General features: G+C 60.6%; 13 protein-coding genes. 6 read left to right on the top strand and 7 right to left on the bottom strand.

What is annotated here, in order from left to right:
• Positions 1 to 233 precede the first annotated feature (233 nt).
• Together NKI38_RS02555 and NKI38_RS02550 are read right to left on the bottom strand one after the other, a co-directional pair.
• A complete protein-coding gene (locus NKI38_RS02555; protein WP_352654521.1) occupies positions 234 to 2,444 on the bottom strand; it encodes a xanthine dehydrogenase family protein molybdopterin-binding subunit in 2,211 nt (736 codons plus the stop codon).
• A 3-nt stretch (positions 2,445 to 2,447) separates the two neighbouring features.
• Positions 2,448 to 2,906 (bottom strand): (2Fe-2S)-binding protein, encoded by a 459-nt coding sequence (locus NKI38_RS02550; protein WP_352654520.1) that lies wholly within the window; start codon positions 2,904 to 2,906, stop codon positions 2,448 to 2,450.
• 776 nt (positions 2,907 to 3,682) lie between these two features.
• On the opposite strand from NKI38_RS02550, the gene NKI38_RS02545 reads away from it, so the two are divergent.
• Positions 3,683 to 3,955, top strand: a complete 273-nt coding sequence (locus NKI38_RS02545) for an ATP dependent DNA ligase (RefSeq protein ID WP_352654518.1) — start codon at positions 3,683 to 3,685, stop codon at positions 3,953 to 3,955.
• Positions 3,956 to 4,077: 122 nt separating this feature from the next.
• Here the strand turns inward: NKI38_RS02545 and NKI38_RS02540 are convergent, their stop codons facing one another.
• Together NKI38_RS02540 and NKI38_RS02535 are read right to left on the bottom strand one after the other, a co-directional pair.
• A complete protein-coding gene (locus NKI38_RS02540) occupies positions 4,078 to 4,980 on the bottom strand; it encodes a dihydrodipicolinate synthase family protein (protein WP_352654517.1) in 903 nt (300 codons plus the stop codon).
• Positions 4,981 to 5,032: 52 nt separating this feature from the next.
• Positions 5,033 to 6,265, bottom strand: coding sequence for a trans-sulfuration enzyme family protein (locus NKI38_RS02535; protein WP_352546075.1), 1,233 nt, complete (start codon positions 6,263 to 6,265; stop codon positions 5,033 to 5,035).
• A gap of 74 nt (positions 6,266 to 6,339) precedes the next feature.
• Between NKI38_RS02535 and pdxR the strand changes: the two genes are divergently transcribed.
• From pdxR to NKI38_RS02515, 4 genes are all read left to right on the top strand, one after another.
• On the top strand, positions 6,340 to 7,845 hold the full coding sequence (pdxR, locus tag NKI38_RS02530; protein WP_352654567.1) for a MocR-like pyridoxine biosynthesis transcription factor PdxR: 1,506 nt from the start codon (positions 6,340 to 6,342) through the stop codon (positions 7,843 to 7,845).
• A 159-nt stretch (positions 7,846 to 8,004) separates the two neighbouring features.
• Complete coding sequence (locus NKI38_RS02525) at positions 8,005 to 8,496, top strand: MOSC domain-containing protein (protein WP_352654566.1); 492 nt, start codon at positions 8,005 to 8,007, stop codon at positions 8,494 to 8,496.
• A 6-nt stretch (positions 8,497 to 8,502) separates the two neighbouring features.
• Positions 8,503 to 9,453: a PDR/VanB family oxidoreductase gene (locus NKI38_RS02520; RefSeq protein ID WP_352553819.1), complete on the top strand. Its 951-nt coding sequence runs from the start codon at positions 8,503 to 8,505 to the stop codon at positions 9,451 to 9,453.
• 51 nt (positions 9,454 to 9,504) lie between these two features.
• Positions 9,505 to 11,901: a transketolase gene (locus tag NKI38_RS02515; RefSeq protein WP_352654515.1), complete on the top strand. Its 2,397-nt coding sequence runs from the start codon at positions 9,505 to 9,507 to the stop codon at positions 11,899 to 11,901.
• Positions 11,902 to 12,067: 166 nt separating this feature from the next.
• On the opposite strand, the gene NKI38_RS02510 is transcribed toward NKI38_RS02515, so the two are convergent.
• The 3 genes from NKI38_RS02510 to gmd form a co-directional block, all read right to left on the bottom strand.
• Positions 12,068 to 13,489 carry a phosphomannomutase gene (locus tag NKI38_RS02510; RefSeq protein ID WP_352654513.1) on the bottom strand — a complete coding sequence of 474 codons (1,422 nt, stop codon included), beginning with the start codon at positions 13,487 to 13,489 and terminating at the stop codon, positions 12,068 to 12,070.
• A gap of 340 nt (positions 13,490 to 13,829) precedes the next feature.
• Positions 13,830 to 14,774 (bottom strand): GDP-L-fucose synthase, encoded by a 945-nt coding sequence (gene fcl / locus NKI38_RS02505; protein WP_352654511.1) that lies wholly within the window; start codon positions 14,772 to 14,774, stop codon positions 13,830 to 13,832.
• The gene (gmd, locus tag NKI38_RS02500) at positions 14,774 to 15,844 is read right to left on the bottom strand and encodes a GDP-mannose 4,6-dehydratase (protein ID WP_023783754.1); all 1,071 of its coding nucleotides are present in this window, start codon (positions 15,842 to 15,844) and stop codon (positions 14,774 to 14,776) included. Before gmd ends, fcl begins: the two co-directional genes overlap by 1 nt.
• Before the next feature lie 973 nt (positions 15,845 to 16,817).
• Between gmd and NKI38_RS02495 the strand changes: the two genes are divergently transcribed.
• Positions 16,818 to 17,804, top strand: a complete 987-nt coding sequence (locus tag NKI38_RS02495) for a nodulation protein NodZ (protein ID WP_352654509.1) — start codon at positions 16,818 to 16,820, stop codon at positions 17,802 to 17,804.
• Positions 17,805 to 17,864 lie beyond the last annotated feature (60 nt).

The following is a 17,864-nucleotide window of genomic DNA, read 5'->3' as shown; positions in this document are numbered from 1 at the left end:
GTAGCTAGCCTTCCTGGTGCTATACGGTTGTGCTCTTCATGGAGTGGACGCATTTGCGTCTCGAAAGCGGTTCTTCAGTGGAACCGGCGCCAAGGCCCGTCTGTGGTCGTTCAGAACACGGGGTGCCGTCTCCAAACCGGATATTGGAGCGGGCAGCCGCCGGAATTTGACCCATGGAGATGAGCGCCTGTCAGGAGGCGTTCGAAAACGGCGCGATCTTCATCGCGGCTGTTTCATGGTGTCATTCCTGACATGTTCTTTATAATCGGCAGCTTGCGGATAGTCTTGCCCGTCGCCGCCCGTAGCGCGTTGGCGACGGCCGGGCCGATCGGCGGCACACCTGGCTCACCAACTCCCGTGGGCGGCTCCTCGGACGGCACAATGTGCACCTCGACTCGCGGCATCTGCTCGATCCTGAGCGGTGTATAGGTATCGTAGTTCTCTTGGCCTACGACACCGCCCTTCAGGGTCAGCTCCTCCTGGAGGATCGCGCCTAGCCCGAAGCCGGTACCGCCCTCCATCTGAGCGCGAATCTGGTCAGGATTTATCGCGGTGCCGCAATCTACCGCGCAGACGACGCGGTCGACCTTGAAACCATTTTCATCGTTGAGGGTGATCTCCACCACATCGGCGACATAGGTCGAGAGGCTTTCATGCAGGGCCACGCCGCGGAAACGGCCTTCCGGCAGAGGCTTGTCCCAGCCTGCCTTCTCAGCAGCCACTTTAAGCACGGCGGCATGCCGTGGATGGTGACCGAGCATTGACAAGCGGAAGTCGACCGGATCACGGTTCGCAGCGGCGGCGAGCTCATCGATCAGGGTTTCCACCGCGTAAGCGGTGTGGGTGGAGCCTACCGAACGCCACCACAGCACCGGGATGTTCACGTCCGTGGTGGTCAGCTCGACCTTCAGGTTCGGGATCGCATAGGGCAGGTTGGTGGCGCCCTCTACGGAGGTTGGATCGATGCCGTTCTTCATCATCGCCGCAGAGGTCGAACCGCCCAAGACCGATTGGCCCACGATGTGGTCATGGAGAGCGACGACATTGCCCTTCTTGTCGAGCCCCGCCTTGACTGCGTGCACATAGGCCGGCCGGTACCGCCCACCCCGCATGTCATTCTCGCGGGTCCACTGCACCTTCACTGGCTTGCCGCGTCCCAGTGCACGCGCTGTGGAAACAGCTTCGATAATGACATCTGCATCCAAGACCGCGCGGCGGCCGAAACTGCCGCCGGTCTTCATCACGTGCAGCCTCACCTTGTCCGGCGTGGTGCCGCCTACCTGAGCGGCAGCCGCCTGATAAAGGTCGGGCATCTGGTGTCCGCCCCAGACGTCGATGGTGCCGTCTTCGTTGATTCGGGCGGCCGCGTTGAGTGGCTCGATGGAAGCATGGACAAGATAGGGGAATTCGTAGTGCCCCTCGATGATTTTCTCAGCACTGGCGAACGCTGCGGGAGTGTTACCGTCGTCGCGCGCGGTGGCCGCGCCCAGATCGTCTGCTGCCTTGTTGTATTCGGCCATGATCTCGGCCGTGCCGCGCCCTTCGGCCTTCTCCTCGTTCCAGGTCACCTCCACGAGGTCGCGGCCCTTGAGCGCCGTCCAGGTGTCCCTGCCAACCACGGCAATGCCTCGCGGCGTCTGGACGACATCGACAATGCCGTCGAGTGCCTTGGCCTTGGTTGCGTCGAAGCTCTCGATCTCGGCGCCGAACTTCGGCGGATGGATCATAACGGCCGTCTGGAGTCCCTCCATCATGAGGTCGATCGTGTAGGTCTGCGCGCCGTTGGTCTTGCCGGCGGAATCGTAGCGCTTGAGGCTGTCCGATCCGATCTGGGCCCACTTGTCGCGCGGCTTTAGCGGCACGTCGTCGGGAACCGGCATTCCCGCTGCGGCTTCAGCCAGGTCACCGTAGCGCGCCTGCATCCCTGAGGCGTGCGACACGACCCCGGAAGCGACTTTGATCTCGCCGGCTGGCACATCCCACCGCTGCGCCGCGGCCGCCACCAGCAAGGCCCGTGCGGCAGCACCCGCCTTGCGGTAGCGTTCCCACGACGAACTCATCGACGTGGAGCCACCAGTTGCCTGTGCGGCCCCGCCCCAGGCGAGATTGCCGTAGAGCGCGGTATTGCCATATCCGCCGACCACGTCCACCTGCGCCCAGTCGCCGTCGAGCTCTTCCATAACCAGGGTGGCGATGCCGAAATAGGAGCCTTGTCCCATCTCGAACTGCGAGGAGTAGATGATGATTCGGTTCTCCTTTGTGATCTCGACATAGGTCTGGAAGGGGTTCGCCTGAACCTTTGCAGTAGTCGTTTGTGCGATGTCGGACGCCGCCAGCACTAGCCGGTAGCCCACGGCGAGGCCAGCGGTGGTGACGCCCGCGCCGACGAGGAACCGGCGGCGCGTGGGCCGCACGGAGTTATGCTTCGAGAGAAACTGCGACATGCCTCAAGTCTCCAGCCGGTTGGCGGTCTCGTGGATGGCCGCGCGGATGCGATGATAGGTGGCGCAGCGGCAGAGATTGCCGCTCATCGCCGAATCAATATCATCGTCCGACGGCTTAGGCGTCTCTGTAAGGAGGGCCACGGCCGACATGATCTGGCCAGACTGGCAATAGCCGCATTGAGGTACGTCGAACTCGGCCCACACGGCCTGGACCGTTTCGCTTATCTTGCCCGACACACCCTCAATGGTGGTGATCGAGGCTCCTTCGATGTCGCCGACTGCGGTCTGGCACGAGCGCGTCGGCATGCCGTTAACGTGAACCGTGCAAGCGCCGCACTGGGCAAGCCCGCAACCGAATTTCGTTCCCGTGAGTCCGATGACGTCACGGACCGCCCAGAGCAGCGGCATCTCTGGATCGACGTCGAGTGTTCGCACCTCGCCATTGAGGGTAAAAGCGACCATTGCTTGCTCTCCTTGTCCTGAGCTGGCTATCTCGTTGAGCCTCCGCCCGCCTGGCAACCGAGCTCTTGTTGCTGAGGCCTAGCCGACCACACCCTAGGAACGCGCAGCTCAAGCAACAAGCCGCTAGGTTGGCGAGTTACGAGATCGTGAAGTGGGTCGTGTCGAAAGGCTGGAGGCAACTGAATGTCATTTTTTGGGCGGACAGGCCGCTTTAGACTGGGTTACACGAGACTGGACATTCGGGTCGTCGCGAACATCGACCGCTGGTCGGCCGCGTCCGGCAGGGCCCTGATTGGCTACACGAAATGAAATGGGACGACTATCGATGGGGGCCTACCTCGACCCGCAACCTCCACGACTGGACCCTCAGGTTTCCGGCTATCGTCCCGGGCGGTGGCCGAGCTCGGCGCCTCGGACGCGATAATAGACGGTGATGCGTTCGTCGTTGACCAGAAGGCTTGTCGCGCATTCCCAGTCTTCAGCGGGCTCTTGGGCGCGGCGGGAGACGTCAGGACCATGCTTGCCGGCTTCGACCTGCTCAAGATCGATGGCGAGGGTCTTCGCGATCGGCCACTCGTCGATCGGCGCAAACCGCTAGTTAACCTGCTGAGACGCCGCCAAACGGCATCGTTCTGAGCGACGAGATCAGCGGCGGCAGCGACATTCTCGCGCAAGTCTCCCAGTTCGGCCTCGACGGCATCGTCTCCAAGCTGCGTGTCAGTCCATATCGATCCGGCCGGCGCCAAGAATGGGTGAGACAAAATGCGTGCTGAGTGATGAGTTCATCGTCATCGGCTGCGAACCCGGCAACAGTTACGGCGGTCGGGAAGCGTGCTCTGGCGAATGTCGAGGACGGAAATCTGGTGTTCGCCGGCGGCATTGGCACCGGCTTCAATGCGCGCACCGGGCCGGAAGTAAAGCGCCGGCTCGATGCCATTCAAATGGATAAACCACCGATTCCTAGTTTGAAGGCGAACGGTGCGGCATGGGCGGAGTGCCCTGCGCAGTCTGTACCTCCGCAGTCGATTGTCGAGTTCGAAGGGGTGTGATTGGCGTCGAGACCGCTCCAGCCATGGCTATCAGCACGCCGAGTGCGTTGTTTTCGATCAGTTCTCGAAATGAGCGGGTAAATACATGCACTTCCTTTCACTTGCCGAACGGGGTTTGCTGTTCACCGGCTGGCATCCGATGGCAAACCTTTCAACGCGGCGGCGATCTGGCGCTTCGCTGCTGGGGGCAGAGGCAGGATGGGACGCGGGGGTTCGGCACTGCAAATGTCGAGTAATTCAGCGAGTGCATAGACGACGCGAAGGCTCGAGAACTCCTTGAAGAGGCTCCAGATCGGGACCAGCGCGGCATTGATCCGTCGCGCTTCGGCCGCATCGCCCTGTTGCGCCGCTGTGACGATCGTCATGCAGACCTCGGGCAGGATGCCCGCGAGGACGCTGTACCATGTGTCGGCGCCGGCGATCATGGCCTCGGCGGCGTTCCAGTCGCCGCTGTAGCCAATCGAGAACCCTTCCGGCAGTGTGCGCCTCTGGGCGGTCAGATGGTTCTTGATCGCATCGCTTTTGTCTGTCGGATTCTTGATGGCGACAATCCCAGCCACCTTTGCCAGGCGGCTGACAAGGGGTGGACTGAAATGGAAATGCGTCGTTCCTGGATTGTCGTAAACGACGATCGGCAGGCCACTTTCGCGCGCCACAGTGGAGAAATGTTCGAACACCTCGTCATCAGTAAGCGGGGTGTAGGAGGCGGCGGCAAGCAAACCCGCAGCTGCTCCAAGGGCCTTGGCGTCTTGCGCGAGCCCCACGGCTTCATCGGTGCGCAGCGCGCCCACACCCACCACGACCGGCATTTGCCCCGCCGTTTGGTCCAAGGTCTCGGAGAGCGCCCGCCGCCGTTGCTCGCGCGACAGATAGATGTATGTGCCGGTGCTGCCGAGAAGACCGATGGAATCGACCTGAGCAATGCCAAGCCGAGCAATCAGCCTGCGCAGGGCAACGCTATCGACGCGGCCGTCACAATTGGTCGGGGTGATGGGGAACGCGGAAAGACCGCTCAGGAATGCCATGGCAAGGCTCCAGATCTATGTGTGAGCGCAGAGGTGGCCGCACGCCAGGTCATTACAAGACGTCCAAAGCCCGCCGCAGATCGGCGATCAGGTCATCAGCGTCTTCAAGCCCCACCGAGAGACGCATGAGATCCTCGCCGACTCCATCGGCCAAATGGGCATCCTTGCGGATCGGCTGCCGAGCACGGGTGAGGCTTGCTGGATGATAGATGAGGCTGTCGGCATCGCCGAGGCTGACGGCGCGAATGATCAGGTTGAGCCGGTCCATCATCCGGCGCGCTCCTTCGTATCCAGCGTGGAGGCCAAAGGCCAACATGCCCGATCCGTTGGACATCTGTTTTCGCGCCGTCACCTGATCAGGGTGCGAGTCGAGGAACGGATAACTCACAAATGCCACCGCCGGGTGCGCTTCCAGCGCCCGAGCCACCGCAAGGGCCGTGGCGCTGTGCCGTTCCATACGCAGCGTCAGCGTCTTGAGACCGCGCAGGATTAGGAAAGCTGACATGGGCGAGAGCGCTGCGCCGGTGATGTAGCGCAGGCCCGTTTCATGCAGCGTACGGAGCGTTTGGGCGTCGCCGAGAAGCGCCCCGCCAAGGGCATCGCCATGACCATTGATGTACTTGGTCAGCGAATGGAGCACGATGTCCGCCCCGTGCTCAAGCGGTCGCTGGAGCGCGGGCGAGGCGAAGGTGCTGTCGACTGCAACCCTTACACCGCGCGCGTGAGCGCGCTCGGCAATTGCCGCTATGTCGAGGATGCGGCTCAGCGGATTCACCGGCGTCTCGAAGAAAACCAGCCGCGTCCGCTCGGTGATCGCAGCATCGAGATTGTGGGGATTTGACAGATCGACCGCGACGACCTTGATGCCGAAGCGGGGGACCGCCTGTTCGACCATGGCAAGCGTGTTCGCATAAAGCGTCTTGTGGACGATGAGTTCATCGCCCTGGGACAGGAGCGACAGGATCAGAGTGCCGAAGGCCGCCATCCCCGAGGCAACAACCAGCCCCGCCTCGGCTCCTTCCAGATTCGCGAGCCGCTGCTCGAGGATCTCGGTCGTGGGATTGTATTCGCGCGCATAGAGCCGTCCACCAAGGGCGGCGGCGGCATCGTTTGCTGCCACGCTTTCGAACCCATAGGTTGACGTCAGGAACACTGGCGGCTGGACGGCATTGGAAAAGCCGGCCGGATCGTAGCCATGATGGATCGCCCGGGTGGCAAATCCGGGGCTGGTGCGGTTGAGCGACCCCGTGGGAGCATCGGTTTCGGATTGATGGGAGCTGGTCATTCGGCCTCTGCGATCTCTCTTGGGGTTCCGAAAGATTGACGGCAACCTGGTCAATGTGAAATATCCAGTTGGCGATGAAAGAGATGGTCCAGTCTTCAAGTGCCGGGTCTGCAGCGCGCTCGCACGCGATGGGTGCACGCCAGATATACGAAGCCCTTCGCGAGCAAATCCTCGGCGGCGTCTACGAAACCGGCAGTCAGTTGCCATCCTCCCGGGCCCTGGCAAATGACCTCGGCGTTTCACGAACCACGGTGACGGTCGCCTATGAGCAACTGGCTGCGGAGGGTTTCATCGAAGTCCGTCAAGGCGCACGACCTCGCGTTGCGTCTTCGTTGATGGGTCATGGGACGGGGCGCACTCACGCGCAACGGGTCGGCCCGATCCACCTGTCCGCATATGGCGAGCGGCTGCGCGCGACGTCACCCTGGCCAGATTATCTGCCGACTGGGCTGAAGGTCGAGTTCCGCTATGGCGACCTCGCGCCGTCGGATTTCCCTTCATTGGTCTGGAAACGCGCGATGAACGAGGCGATGGGGCAGCGCCCGCTGCGTCTTGCCTATGACGATCCTCGCGGCTCGCGCCGGCTCCGCCAGGCGCTTCAGGGATATCTCTGGCGCGCCCGGACCCTGAGCTGCGACCTCGACCAGATCATCATCGTCAGCGGTTCGCAGCAGGGCCTTGATCTGTGCGCGCGCCTGCTTCTCGATCCCGCCGACCGCTTCGTCATCGAGGATCCGTGCTACAGGATGGCGCGTCAGGTCTTTGCCAGTACGGATGCCTCACCCATCCCGGTCATCGTCGACGAAGACGGGATGAGGACCGAGTTGCTGGCGGGGATCGAAGCACGACTGGCTTATGTGACGCCATCGCATCAGTTTCCGCTGGGCGGCGTCATGCCGATCGCGCGCCGCCATCAGCTTCTGGAATGGGCGCGGCACAACAACGCCTATGTGATCGAGGACGACTACGACAGCGAATATCGCTACGACATCAATCCGGTCCCTCCGCTGCACAGTCTCGAGGACCACGGGGCTGTCATCTATCTCGGCACGATATCCAAGACGCTCTCGCCAATGCTGCGCATCGGCTACCTCGTCGTCCCACCCGAATTGCAGGAGGTCTTCGCAACCGCCAAACAATTCGCAGACCGGCATTCGCCGGTCGCTGAACAGGAAGCGCTGGCATCGTTGATCGAGAGCGGCGGCTACGAAAGCCATGTGCGCCGTGTGCGCAGGCTGAACGGCGAGCGTCGGGAAACGTTGTTGGGTGCCTTGCAGCACAGCTTCGGGGATCGCATCACTGTCCAGGGAGCTGATGCGGGACTGCACGTCGCCGTTTGGTTCAATGACCTGCCACGATCGCGGGAAACGGCCTTGGTCGAATCCGCCCGCGACGCTGGCCTGGGGCTACACTTGATCTCGCCGCTCTACGAACGGCCATCGGACGAAGGCCGCACCGATCGCGTCGGACTTGTCATGGGCTATGCCGCCTTGAGCATTCGGCAGATCGGGAAGGGCGTTGAGGTCCTGCGAGAGGTTGTCAAGCAGGTGCAAGACGCGATGCCGGCGCGGAACAACTGAGACGGGGCGACGCCGAAAGCTGGCGCTGAAAACGGTCCGAGGGCCCCCCGTATTTCTTTCCAAACAGCCAACTGGACCGGGAAAATGCCATGCAACTGGCGCTGTTGATCAGGCCAGTTATGCAGCAGGTTTCCACGAGACGAATTTCCGAGAGCGATGATGACCTGGCGAGGAAAGCTGCTTCACGTCCATATCGCGCCTGCCGCCTCCTATGAAATGGAGGAGCTGGCCCAGGCGCAGCTTATTGCCGGCCAAGGCATTGTCGGAGACCGCTACTACCTGGGGACGGGGACCTATTCCGCGCGTCCTGACGTTCGCGAAGTGACGCTGATCGAAGCTGAAGTCTTGGACGCCATCGCGCAGGGCGAACCCAGAATTCCGGGCTTCAAGGCCAAGCTCGCACCCGAAGATCACCGGCGCAATCTGACGACACGAGGCGTTCCGCTTAGCCATCTTGTCGGCAAACGCTTCCGGGTCGGGGAAACGATTCTCAGGGCCGCCCGGATGAATGTGCCGTGCAAGTATATCGAGGAGTTGCTCGGGTTTCCGGGTCTCTACGAGGGGCTTCTGAACCGCTCCGGCCTGAACTGCACAATCGAGGTCGGGGGCGTGATCCGCCCCGGTGATCTGATCTTGCCCATCGACGAGTGAAACGCCATGGCCTCGCCGCGCATCATCATGAAGCTGACCGTGACCGCCGCCCGCAAGGAGCCGGGCGACGTGCTGGTCATCGACCTGAAACACCCACGCAAACCTGTGCTGCCGGCGTTCGAAGCGGGTTCTCACGTCGACGTCCATCTGCCTGAAGGGAAGGTGCGTCAGTATTCACTTTGCGGCGACCCGACCGAGCTTGGCCGCTACACCATCGCGGTGAAGCGCGAGAATGACGGCCGTGGCGGCTCGGCGTGGATCCACGAAACCATTGCCGTCGGCTCCACACTGCCTGTCTCCGCGCCACGCAACCATTTTGCGCTCAAGCCAGGCGAGGGGCCGACTTTGCTGCTGGCAGGGGGAATCGGGATCACCCCGATTCTGGCCATGGCGCGCGCGCTCACCCGGCAGGCCAAGCCCTTCGAGTTGCACTATTTCACCCGCAGCCGGGCGCTCACGCCACTCTTGGCGGCGATCGGGAGCGATCTTCCTGGCGGGAATGTGCGGATCCATTTCGACGACGAGCCTCAGACCCGGCAGAACATCGCCGCGCTGCTGGCGAACCGTTCGGACGACGCGCAGACATACTACTGCGGACCGCCTGGCTTCATGGCGGTTGTGGGGCGCGCGGCTCAACACTGGCCCAAGGGTACTGTTCATTTCGAAACTTTCCAGCCTCCCGAGTTTGATGGCGCGCCACCGGAACCATTCGTCATAGAACTGGCTGAGGGCAGGGTGGTTGAGGTTTCGGCTGAGACCACGGCACTGGCCGCCTTGCGTGCGGCCGGTGTGCCGTTGATGGCCTCGTGTGAGAACGGGGTGTGCGGGACCTGCGAATGCGCAATGCTGGCGGGACAGCCGATCCATCGGGATGCCGTCCTGTCCAAGGAGGCACGCGGCCACCGCTTCATCCCCTGCGTGTCGCGCGCGACAGGTGTGTTGAAACTCGATCTTTGACCATTTGGGCGGGGGTCCTGTGAGACCGGCAGCTGATTTGCGGGAAACTGAATGACGAGGAAACTGGAATATCTGCACGAGATCGAGCGCTGCGTCTCCTGGCTCGCAGCCTGGACGATCCACCACGCCAACCACGTCCGCGAGGGCGATGAGATCAAGGTCGGGGGGCATCAGGCCTCGTCCGCGTCGCTGAGTACCATCATGACCGCGCTCTACGGTTCGGTCCTGCGCCCGCAGGATCGGGTGGCGGTCAAACCCCATGCGGCGCCGATCTTCCATGCACTTCAGTATCTGGCGGGCAACCAGACCCACGAAAAGCTCATGAACTTCCGCGGCTACAAGGGCGCGCAGAGCTACCCTTCGCGGACGAAGGATGTCGACGATGTCGACTTCTCGACCGGGTCGGTGGGTCTCGGCGTTGCTCAGACGCTGTTCTCGTCGCTGGTGCAGGACTACGTCTCGGGTCACGGCTGGATGAAGGAGCGTGCCGAGGGCCGAATGGTCAGCCTGATCGGCGACGCCGAGATGGATGAGGGCAACATCTACGAGGCCCTGATCGAAGGCTGGAAGCACGGGCTCAGGAACTGCTGGTGGGTGGTCGACTACAATCGCCAGTCGCTCGACGCCGTGATCCGGGAGGGCCTCTGGCAGCGTTTCGAGCAGATTTTTCGCAACTTCGGCTGGGACGTGATGGTCCTGCGCCACGGGGCTCTGCAAGAGGCTGCCTTTGCCGAGCCGGGGGGCGAGAAGCTGCTCGAGTGGATAGAGCGCTGTCCGAACCAGCTCTATTCGGCGCTGACCTTCCAAGGGGGTGCTGCCTGGCGCAAGCGGCTGCTCGACGAGATCGGAGACCAAGGGCCGGTCACCACTCTGATCGAACGCCGCTCCGACGACGAGTTGCAGGCGTTGATGACGAACCTTGGCGGGCATGACATGCCGAGCCTCCTCGAAGCCTTCGAGGCGGCGTCCAGGCATGACCGTCCCGTCTGCTTCATCTGTTACACCATCAAGGGCTACGGTCTGCCGCTTGCCGGACACAAGGACAACCACGCGGGGCAGATGACGCCCACGCAGATGGAAGACTACCGCCTGCAAATGGGCGTAAAGCGGGGTGAGGAGTGGGACAAATGGGCGGCCGCCACCTTGCCGGAAGCGGAACTTGACGCCTTCTTCGCAAAGGCGCCGTTCTTCAGTGAGGGGCATAGGAGGCTGTCTGCGCCGTCGGTGCCGGTGCCTGAAACCCTTCCGTCACCGGGGCAGCCCGGCAAGCCGCTCTCGACCCAGATGGGGTTCGGCCAGATCCTGAACGACATCGCACGCGAGCGCAGTCTGCTTGCCGACCGCATTGTCACCACCTCGCCCGATGTGACGGTCTCGACCAATCTCGGTGGCTGGGTCAACCGGCGCGGCCTTTTCGCCCGGGAGACCATGGCGGACACCTTCAAGGCCGAACGCATTCCGTCGACCTTTACCTGGGAATTTGGGCCGAAGGGGCAGCACCTCGAGCTCGGGATCGCCGAGTCGAACCTGATGATCATGCTCGGGGCGCTCGGTCTCTCGCACTCGATCAATGGCGTGCGCCTGCTGCCGATCGGGACAGTCTATGATCCCTTCATCTACCGATCGGCCGACCAGCTAAACTACGCCTGCTATCAGGATGCGCGCTTCATGCTGGTCGCAACGCCCTCGGGCGTGACGCTAGCGCCCGAGGGCGGAGCACACCAGTCGATCGGCACCCCATTGATCGGCATGGCGCAGGATGGGCTTTGCGCCTTCGAACCGGCCTTCGTCGACGAACTGTCCGTGATCATGCGCTTTGCCTTCGATTACATGCAACGTAATGGCGAGGGGGATCCGGATGAGACGACGTGGCTGCGTGATCAGACCGGAGGATCGGTCTATCTTCGCCTGTCAACCCGGCCGCTCGAGCAGCCGCTGCGCGACATGAACCCGGCGCTCGCGCGGGACATCGTCAATGGCGCCTATTGGCTGCGTCCGCCTGGGCCCAACGCGAGTGTCGACATTGCTTATCAAGGCGTCGTCGCGCCGGAGGCGATTGCCGCGACGGGTCTTCTGGCGGAGGACCGGCGCGATGTCGGGCTGCTCGCGATCACCTCCGCGGACCGGCTTAATGCGGGCTGGCAGGCGGCGGAACGTGCCCGGCAGCGTGGCGCGATCGGCGCCCTGAGTCATATCGAGCGGCTGCTCGCGCCGCTATCGCGTGACTGCGGCATCGTCACCGTGATCGACGGCCACCCGGCGACGCTCGCGTGGCTCGGTGGGGTTAACGGGCATCGCGTGAAGGCGCTCGGGGTCGAGCAGTTCGGCCAGACGGGGACTATTGCGGACCTATACCGTCACCACGGCCTGGACACCAACGCCATCGTACATGCGGCGCAGGCGGTCAGTGCGGGACCGGCTGTTCGCTACCGGAAGGCGCTGCCTTGACCATGAGCTACCGGATGCTCCATGGCTGGTACGGATCGGCTGTTTCCACGGGCGTTCCGGTTCGCTTCAAAGCGGACAGGGGCCGGGACACTGTGGACGTTCTGATCGCGCTTGAGTAGCTTGTGCGACCCCGAGGGTCACCTGGAATACGGGAGGCGGCTTTTATTTAGCCTTGCGTCCAATTACGAATTCGATTCAATCCAGTCCGGAGCAAAAGCTCCGCGTCCTCCCGATTTTTGGCTTCGACGTAGCACCGCATTTCCGGGGCATTTCCGGATGGTCGCAAATGCAAGACACGCTTATCCGCGAGAGTGATACGAAGTCCGTCAATATCGCTAACCTTGCTTACCACTCCAATCGACCCGACGAAGGCGGCGATGTTAGTTTCCGCTGTACGAAGGTATGTCATGAGGCGAGTGCTGCTTTCGACGGAAAAATTTTCCAAGCGATCCGCCGCCGCCGCCGGCAATTGAAAGGAACTGCCAATCTCCGACAGTGGCTGCCCACTTGTATTAACAAGGGAAAGTGCCGCCAGGATGGGGAGAAAACTGTCGCGTGTAGGTAGCGCTGGCAGTTTAGTTCCGTTCGGGTCAAAGTCCGTGCCGGTCAACAAACCACCGTTTGCTTCGAAACCAACCACGCGCTCGTGACCCGACGCAACCAAATCGAGCATGGCAGCAATAACAAATGGCGATCCAACCTTGGTACGCACGACTTTAAAAGAACCTGCGGTCTCGATACCAGAGTTTGATGTGACCGGCGTGACGACTGCCTTCGCTTGCAGGAAGTTCGCCGTAATCAGGCCTAACAAATCACCGCGAAGGGGGTCTCCGTGGTCGTCAGCTACCAGTGGGCGGTCACCATCGCCATCTGCCGAGACGACCGCATCAAGCCGATGCTCTTTGGCCCAGAGCTTGAACTGTTGAGCAGTCTCGTCAGAGACCGCTTCAGTGTCGACAGGAATGAAAACTTCCGAACGTCCCAGGGTTACGACCGTCGCACAGTGATATGAGAGAATGTCAACCAAGAGATCGCGCGCGACTGTGCTGTGCTGATATAGGCCCACCGTTAAGCCCTTTAGAGCATTAATCTCCATAAGCTTTCGATTGCGCGCCATGAACAAGGCCTTGCATTCGGCCTCCCGGTGCTGCCGACGTGCAACAGCACCTTCAAGGACGTATCCGCGCTTCTCCAACTGCAAGGCGATGCGCGTTATCTCCCGCTCATCACCTTTGTCGATCTCACCGTCGGGTCGATAGAATTTTATTCCATTACGGTCGGCCGGAATGTGCGAGCCTGTGATCATCAAACAACCACTCTTACGCGCCTGAGCATACAGTGCCAGGGCAGGGGTGGGGACTGCGCCGCAATCGACCACGATGAAGCCGAGCGCGGACAGCGCCGCCGCACAGACCGCGGCGATGGCCGGACTCGAGGCGCGAAAGTCGCGCCCTATGAGTATCTCGTCGCCAATTCTGGCCAGGCCGGATTCCAACAGGAATGTCGCGAATGCCGTTGCATATAGGGCAGAGGCGGCTCCTGCCAATTCTGTCGCTAGGCCCCGTAATCCACTTGTTCCGAAATTCATACCTAGTCCGACGTTGCTGACCGTGTTTTTACTCAAACCTTGGCCTGTTCGGAATGCCTACCGACAAATGCCTGCGATAAAAACAGAAGTACATTTCGTTACCATTGACGGGTTCGGTTCTCGACGGCTACGCTTTTGTGAGGATTGATGCGGTCGGCGTCAGCAAGGGCAGCGCACCGTGACATTCACGGCGACGATTCGGGCGGATGGCGCTGAGGTCCGGCAGGGCCTCCTCGCCGCTGCCTCACATGAATGCTCGCCAATCGAGTTGTCTCCGTCCCAATTCATGCTCTGGGTCGCAAAAGCGCCACAGGCCTGAGATGCAGCAAATCCTCATTGTCTATCGCCGTTCGGTGTAGCTGCCGTTCAGAAATGCATGATAGGCACTCTCGATGCCTTCCATGAGACTGATCTTTGCCGCCCATCCCAAAGTGCGCAGCTTGTCGACGCTCATCAGCTTTCGCGGTGTGCCGTCGGGTTTAGAGTTATCATGCACGATCTCCCCAGTAAATCCGACTACACCGCAGATCATTCTGGTCAGCTCTAGGATCGTGATGTCCCGTCCGTAGCCGAGATTGACGTGGTCATGGCCAGAGTAGTTCTTCAGAAGGAAGACTAATGCGTCGGCGCAGTCGTCCACGTGCATGAATTCCCGGCGTGGTGTGCCCGTGCCCCAGATGGTGATTTGCTTATCACTTATGAGCTTAGCTTCATGCGCTTTCCGGATCAGCGCTGGAATGACGTGGCCTGACTGCAAGTCATAATTGTCACCTGGCCCGTAGAGATTCGTCGGCATAGCCGAGATGTAGTCGCGGCCATATTGCTGACGATAGGCTTGAGCCAGTTTGATGCCGGTGATCTTGGCGACGGCGTACCATTCGTTGGTTCGCTCTAGTGGCCCGGTCAAGAGCGCGTTCTCAGGAATCGGCTGGGGTGCCATCTTCGGATAGATGCAAGACGAGCCGAGGAAGAGGACGCGGTCGACATTGTTATCGTGGGCTGCCGCGAAGATATTGGACTCGATCACCAGATTGTCGTAAAGAAAGTCGACCGGATAGGTAGAGTTCGCGAGAATACCGCCTACCTTTGCCGCCGCCATGACAATAGCGTCCGGTTTCGTCACTGCCACGAAGTTCTCGACCTCAGTCTGTCGCTTGAGATCTAGCTCTTCCCGAGGGGCGGCCACAACTTTGCAGTCTTCAGACGCGAGGCGGCGTACAACAGCGCTGCCTACCATACCTTTGTGGCCCGCGACCCACACGGTTTTTCCCTTCAGATCATACATTACGCTTCCTTCATTATTACCGATGTCTGCATGACCTTTAGGTCTTCCCGGACCATTTCCGCGGCAAGCTCGCGCACGGATGTCTCATGCACCCAACCGAGCTTCTCCTTCGCCTTGGTAGCGTCACCCAGGAGAAGATCGACTTCCGTGGGGCGGAAGTAGCGTGGGTCTACTTGGACTAGGCATCTGCCGGTCTCTACATCATAGCCCTTTTCGTCGACTCCCTGGCCACGCCATTCGATCTCGACGCCGACATCTTCGAAGACCCACTCGACGAATTGGCGGACAGGGGTCGTTTTACCCGTAGCCAGCACGTAATCATCCGGTTGATCCTGCTGCATCATCATCCACATACCTCGCACGTACTCACGCGCATGGCCCCAATCGCGTTGAGCATCGAGATTGCCGAGATAAAGCTTGTCCTGCTTGCCCAGGTAGATAGCAGCGGCAGCGCGTGTGATCTTGCGCGTCACAAAAGTTTCGCCACGAAGGGGGCTTTCGTGATTAAAAAGAATGCCGTTGGAAGCGTGCATACCATAGCCCTCGCGATAATTGACGACCATCCAGTAGGCGTAGAGCTTGGCGGCGGCGTAAGGGCTGCGCGGATAAAAGGGCGTCGTTTCGTTCTGCGGTACGGACTGCACGAGGCCGTATAGCTCTGAAGTCGAGGCTTGATAGAAGCGGGTCTTGTCCGTCAGACCGAGGAGGCGAATCGCCTCAAGAAGTCGCAATGTACCGATACCGTCCGCGTTCGCTGTGTACTCAGGTGTTTCGAACGACACCTGGACATGGCTCTGAGCAGCCAAGTTGTAAATTTCATCTGGCTGAGATTCCTGAACCACGCGGATGAGGTTAGTCGAATCAGTGAGATCACCGTAATGCAAGACTAGGCGCGGATCGGATTCGTGCGGGTCTTGGTAGAGGTCTTCGATACGACCCGTGTTGAAGGAAGAGGAACGTCGCTTAATCCCATGAACGACGTAGCCTTTTTTGAGAAGAAGACGGGCAAGATAGGCACCATCCTGTCCAGTTATGCCCGTAATAAGAGCAACTTTCCTGCTATCACCCATTCTATTCCTGCTCTATTAAAGTTTAAAGTTTCGGCTTCGGCTCGCCACGCCGACACAATGTGCGGCCCGCCCCGTGCTCTATGGAGCACTTCGACAGATGCGGCGCGCGGCTCGTCATTGACAGTCCGCCAGCCGAGCACACCTGCTCTTGCTTGGAGTCACAGCAAAATAGAGTTGCGCCGCTAACCTGACGGATTCGTACATGCGGTCAGAGTGCCGCTCAGCTCACGCCGTGAGCGACTGTACTCCAAGCACCTTGCAGCTGATTTGCTCATCTATCAGCGAGTGAGGACGCCTTTCTTTCTTGCTTCAGCGTCTTCTAATGGGAATTGTTTGGATCAGTGAAATCGATTGTTTGGATAAAGTGCATCCACAGAATGGATGGTCTGACCGAGCAGCGAGAGCGCATCGCCGGCCCGGAGTCGGAGGCGCGAGCTTCCGTTCGGGGCGAGGACAAAGTTCGTGGCCCCGAGCCCTCACCACAGCATCCGGCACAGGTCGTGCAGAACTTTGGGAGCCGACTGCAGATTCTGTCGATCAGCTGGCTCCAGGCGCGTCGAGCCGTCGACCTCATCTCGCCCGGTACCGGTTGCTGTATGCAGCCTTGCACCTTGGCGTACGGCGTCGACGGAATGATTTGCTTCGGCAGGCAGTGTCGCAGCGTTTCCCGGCTGTTTCGGCTCTATTGGCCGGGCCCGCGTCAGCCGAGCCCTTCACCATGGCATCCAACACATGGATGGCCGGCATCCACTCAATAGATTTTACATATGCCGCGGAGGCCCAGTAGAGAAGGCTGAACCGGAAGCGAGGGCATCGGCTTCAAGCTGTGCGAGCGTCACGGGATTAGTGGGCAGTGCTGAGTGAGCTCTTCTGCCCTATGGCCCGGCCTCTGCCAAGCGCCCGGCGTCAGGGTCTACGTGTCGACTAAGGATACCAAACCGGGCAACCTCCTCTCTGAACGAGATTTCCGAAAATGCATGTTAGTGGATTGGAAAAGCGCCGGTTCGTCGTCTCTCGGAGGCGTACGGGGTTCGGTGATTGTCTGTGGTCATTGGCGGCCGCTTGGCGCTACGCGCAGCGGTCGGGACGAACTCTAGTCATCGACTGGCGGGGGGCCTGCTACCTCGACCAACCCTTCACAAATGCGTTTCCGGTGTTCTTCCAGCCGATCAATGACATCGCTGGCGTGCCGGCTATTTCCGACGACCGGATCAACGACGTTTCCTTCCCTGGTCCATTCTTCCCGGAGTGGTGGAACAGGCCGGCGATCGAGTGCCTTTACCGGCCAGATGAGCAGATTTTCCAAGAGCGCGATGAGTTGGGCGAGCTCTTTCAGGCCGAACACGATGTCGAAGCGAACACAGTAGTGTGTGACGCTTGTCTGATGTGGCGGTGCGATGAGGATGCAGAGCGGCAGGTGTTCCAGAGTGTCCAGCCTCGGCCAGAAATTCAAGCCCGCATAGATGCCATTTATCAGGAATGTTTTGAGGGGCACAGCATCATCGGAATTCATGTTCGGCACGGTAACGGTGAAGACATCATGGAGCATGCGCCCTACTGGGCCGATCCGGAGCTCGCCGTTCGGCAAGTGTGCGCTGCAATTGACAAGGCTAAGGCGTTACCGCACCCCAGGCCTGTGCGGCTGTTCTTATGCACGGACAGCGCGCGGATGCTGGATCTTCTGTCGGCCAGGTTTCCCGATCTGCTCACTGTCCCGAAGCACTTCGGATCCAATCAAGGTGGCCCCTTACACACTGCAGCACTCGGGATTGACGGCGGAATTTCCGCCCTCGTTGAGATGTATCTTCTCGGGCGCTGCGATACCGTAATTCGGTTTCCCCCGACGAGCGCCTTTACACGATATGCACGCCTTTTCGCACCACGGGTAATTGAATTCGATCTGAAAGAGCCAAGTCGTTTGACTTTGATAGAAGGCAGCCAAGTCTCTGATCTCAGTTAAGACCCGCCACCTGCGCAATTCGGCAGACGCAACCAACAGGCATAATTGAATGCGCATTTC

This window comes from Mesorhizobium sp. M0621, assembly GCF_040320745.1.
Classification (GTDB): Bacteria; Pseudomonadota; Alphaproteobacteria; order Rhizobiales; family Rhizobiaceae; genus Mesorhizobium.
This window is presented reverse-complemented; position numbering and strand designations above follow the sequence as displayed.

What these genes read in the sequence shown, in the direction of transcription:
- NKI38_RS02545 (WP_352654518.1), top strand. Translation starts at nt 3,683, where the DNA reads ATGAGTTCATCGTCATCGGCTGCGAACCCGGCAACAGTTACGGCGGTC.
- NKI38_RS02510 (WP_352654513.1), bottom strand. Translation starts at nt 13,489, where the DNA reads ATGAATTTCGGAACAAGTGGATTACGGGGCCTAGCGACAGAATTGGCA.
- fcl (WP_352654511.1), bottom strand. Translation starts at nt 14,774, where the DNA reads ATGTATGATCTGAAGGGAAAAACCGTGTGGGTCGCGGGCCACAAAGGT.
- NKI38_RS02515 (WP_352654515.1), top strand. Translation starts at nt 9,505, where the DNA reads ATGACGAGGAAACTGGAATATCTGCACGAGATCGAGCGCTGCGTCTCC.
- NKI38_RS02495 (WP_352654509.1), top strand. Translation starts at nt 16,818, where the DNA reads ATGCATGTTAGTGGATTGGAAAAGCGCCGGTTCGTCGTCTCTCGGAGG.
- NKI38_RS02525 (WP_352654566.1), top strand. Translation starts at nt 8,005, where the DNA reads ATGACCTGGCGAGGAAAGCTGCTTCACGTCCATATCGCGCCTGCCGCC.
- NKI38_RS02550 (WP_352654520.1), bottom strand. Translation starts at nt 2,906, where the DNA reads ATGGTCGCTTTTACCCTCAATGGCGAGGTGCGAACACTCGACGTCGAT.
- NKI38_RS02540 (WP_352654517.1), bottom strand. Translation starts at nt 4,980, where the DNA reads ATGGCATTCCTGAGCGGTCTTTCCGCGTTCCCCATCACCCCGACCAAT.
- gmd (WP_023783754.1), bottom strand. Translation starts at nt 15,844, where the DNA reads ATGGGTGATAGCAGGAAAGTTGCTCTTATTACGGGCATAACTGGACAG.
- NKI38_RS02520 (WP_352553819.1), top strand. Translation starts at nt 8,503, where the DNA reads ATGGCCTCGCCGCGCATCATCATGAAGCTGACCGTGACCGCCGCCCGC.
- NKI38_RS02555 (WP_352654521.1), bottom strand. Translation starts at nt 2,444, where the DNA reads ATGTCGCAGTTTCTCTCGAAGCATAACTCCGTGCGGCCCACGCGCCGC.
- pdxR (WP_352654567.1), top strand. Translation starts at nt 6,340, where the DNA reads ATGAAAGAGATGGTCCAGTCTTCAAGTGCCGGGTCTGCAGCGCGCTCG.
- NKI38_RS02535 (WP_352546075.1), bottom strand. Translation starts at nt 6,265, where the DNA reads ATGACCAGCTCCCATCAATCCGAAACCGATGCTCCCACGGGGTCGCTC.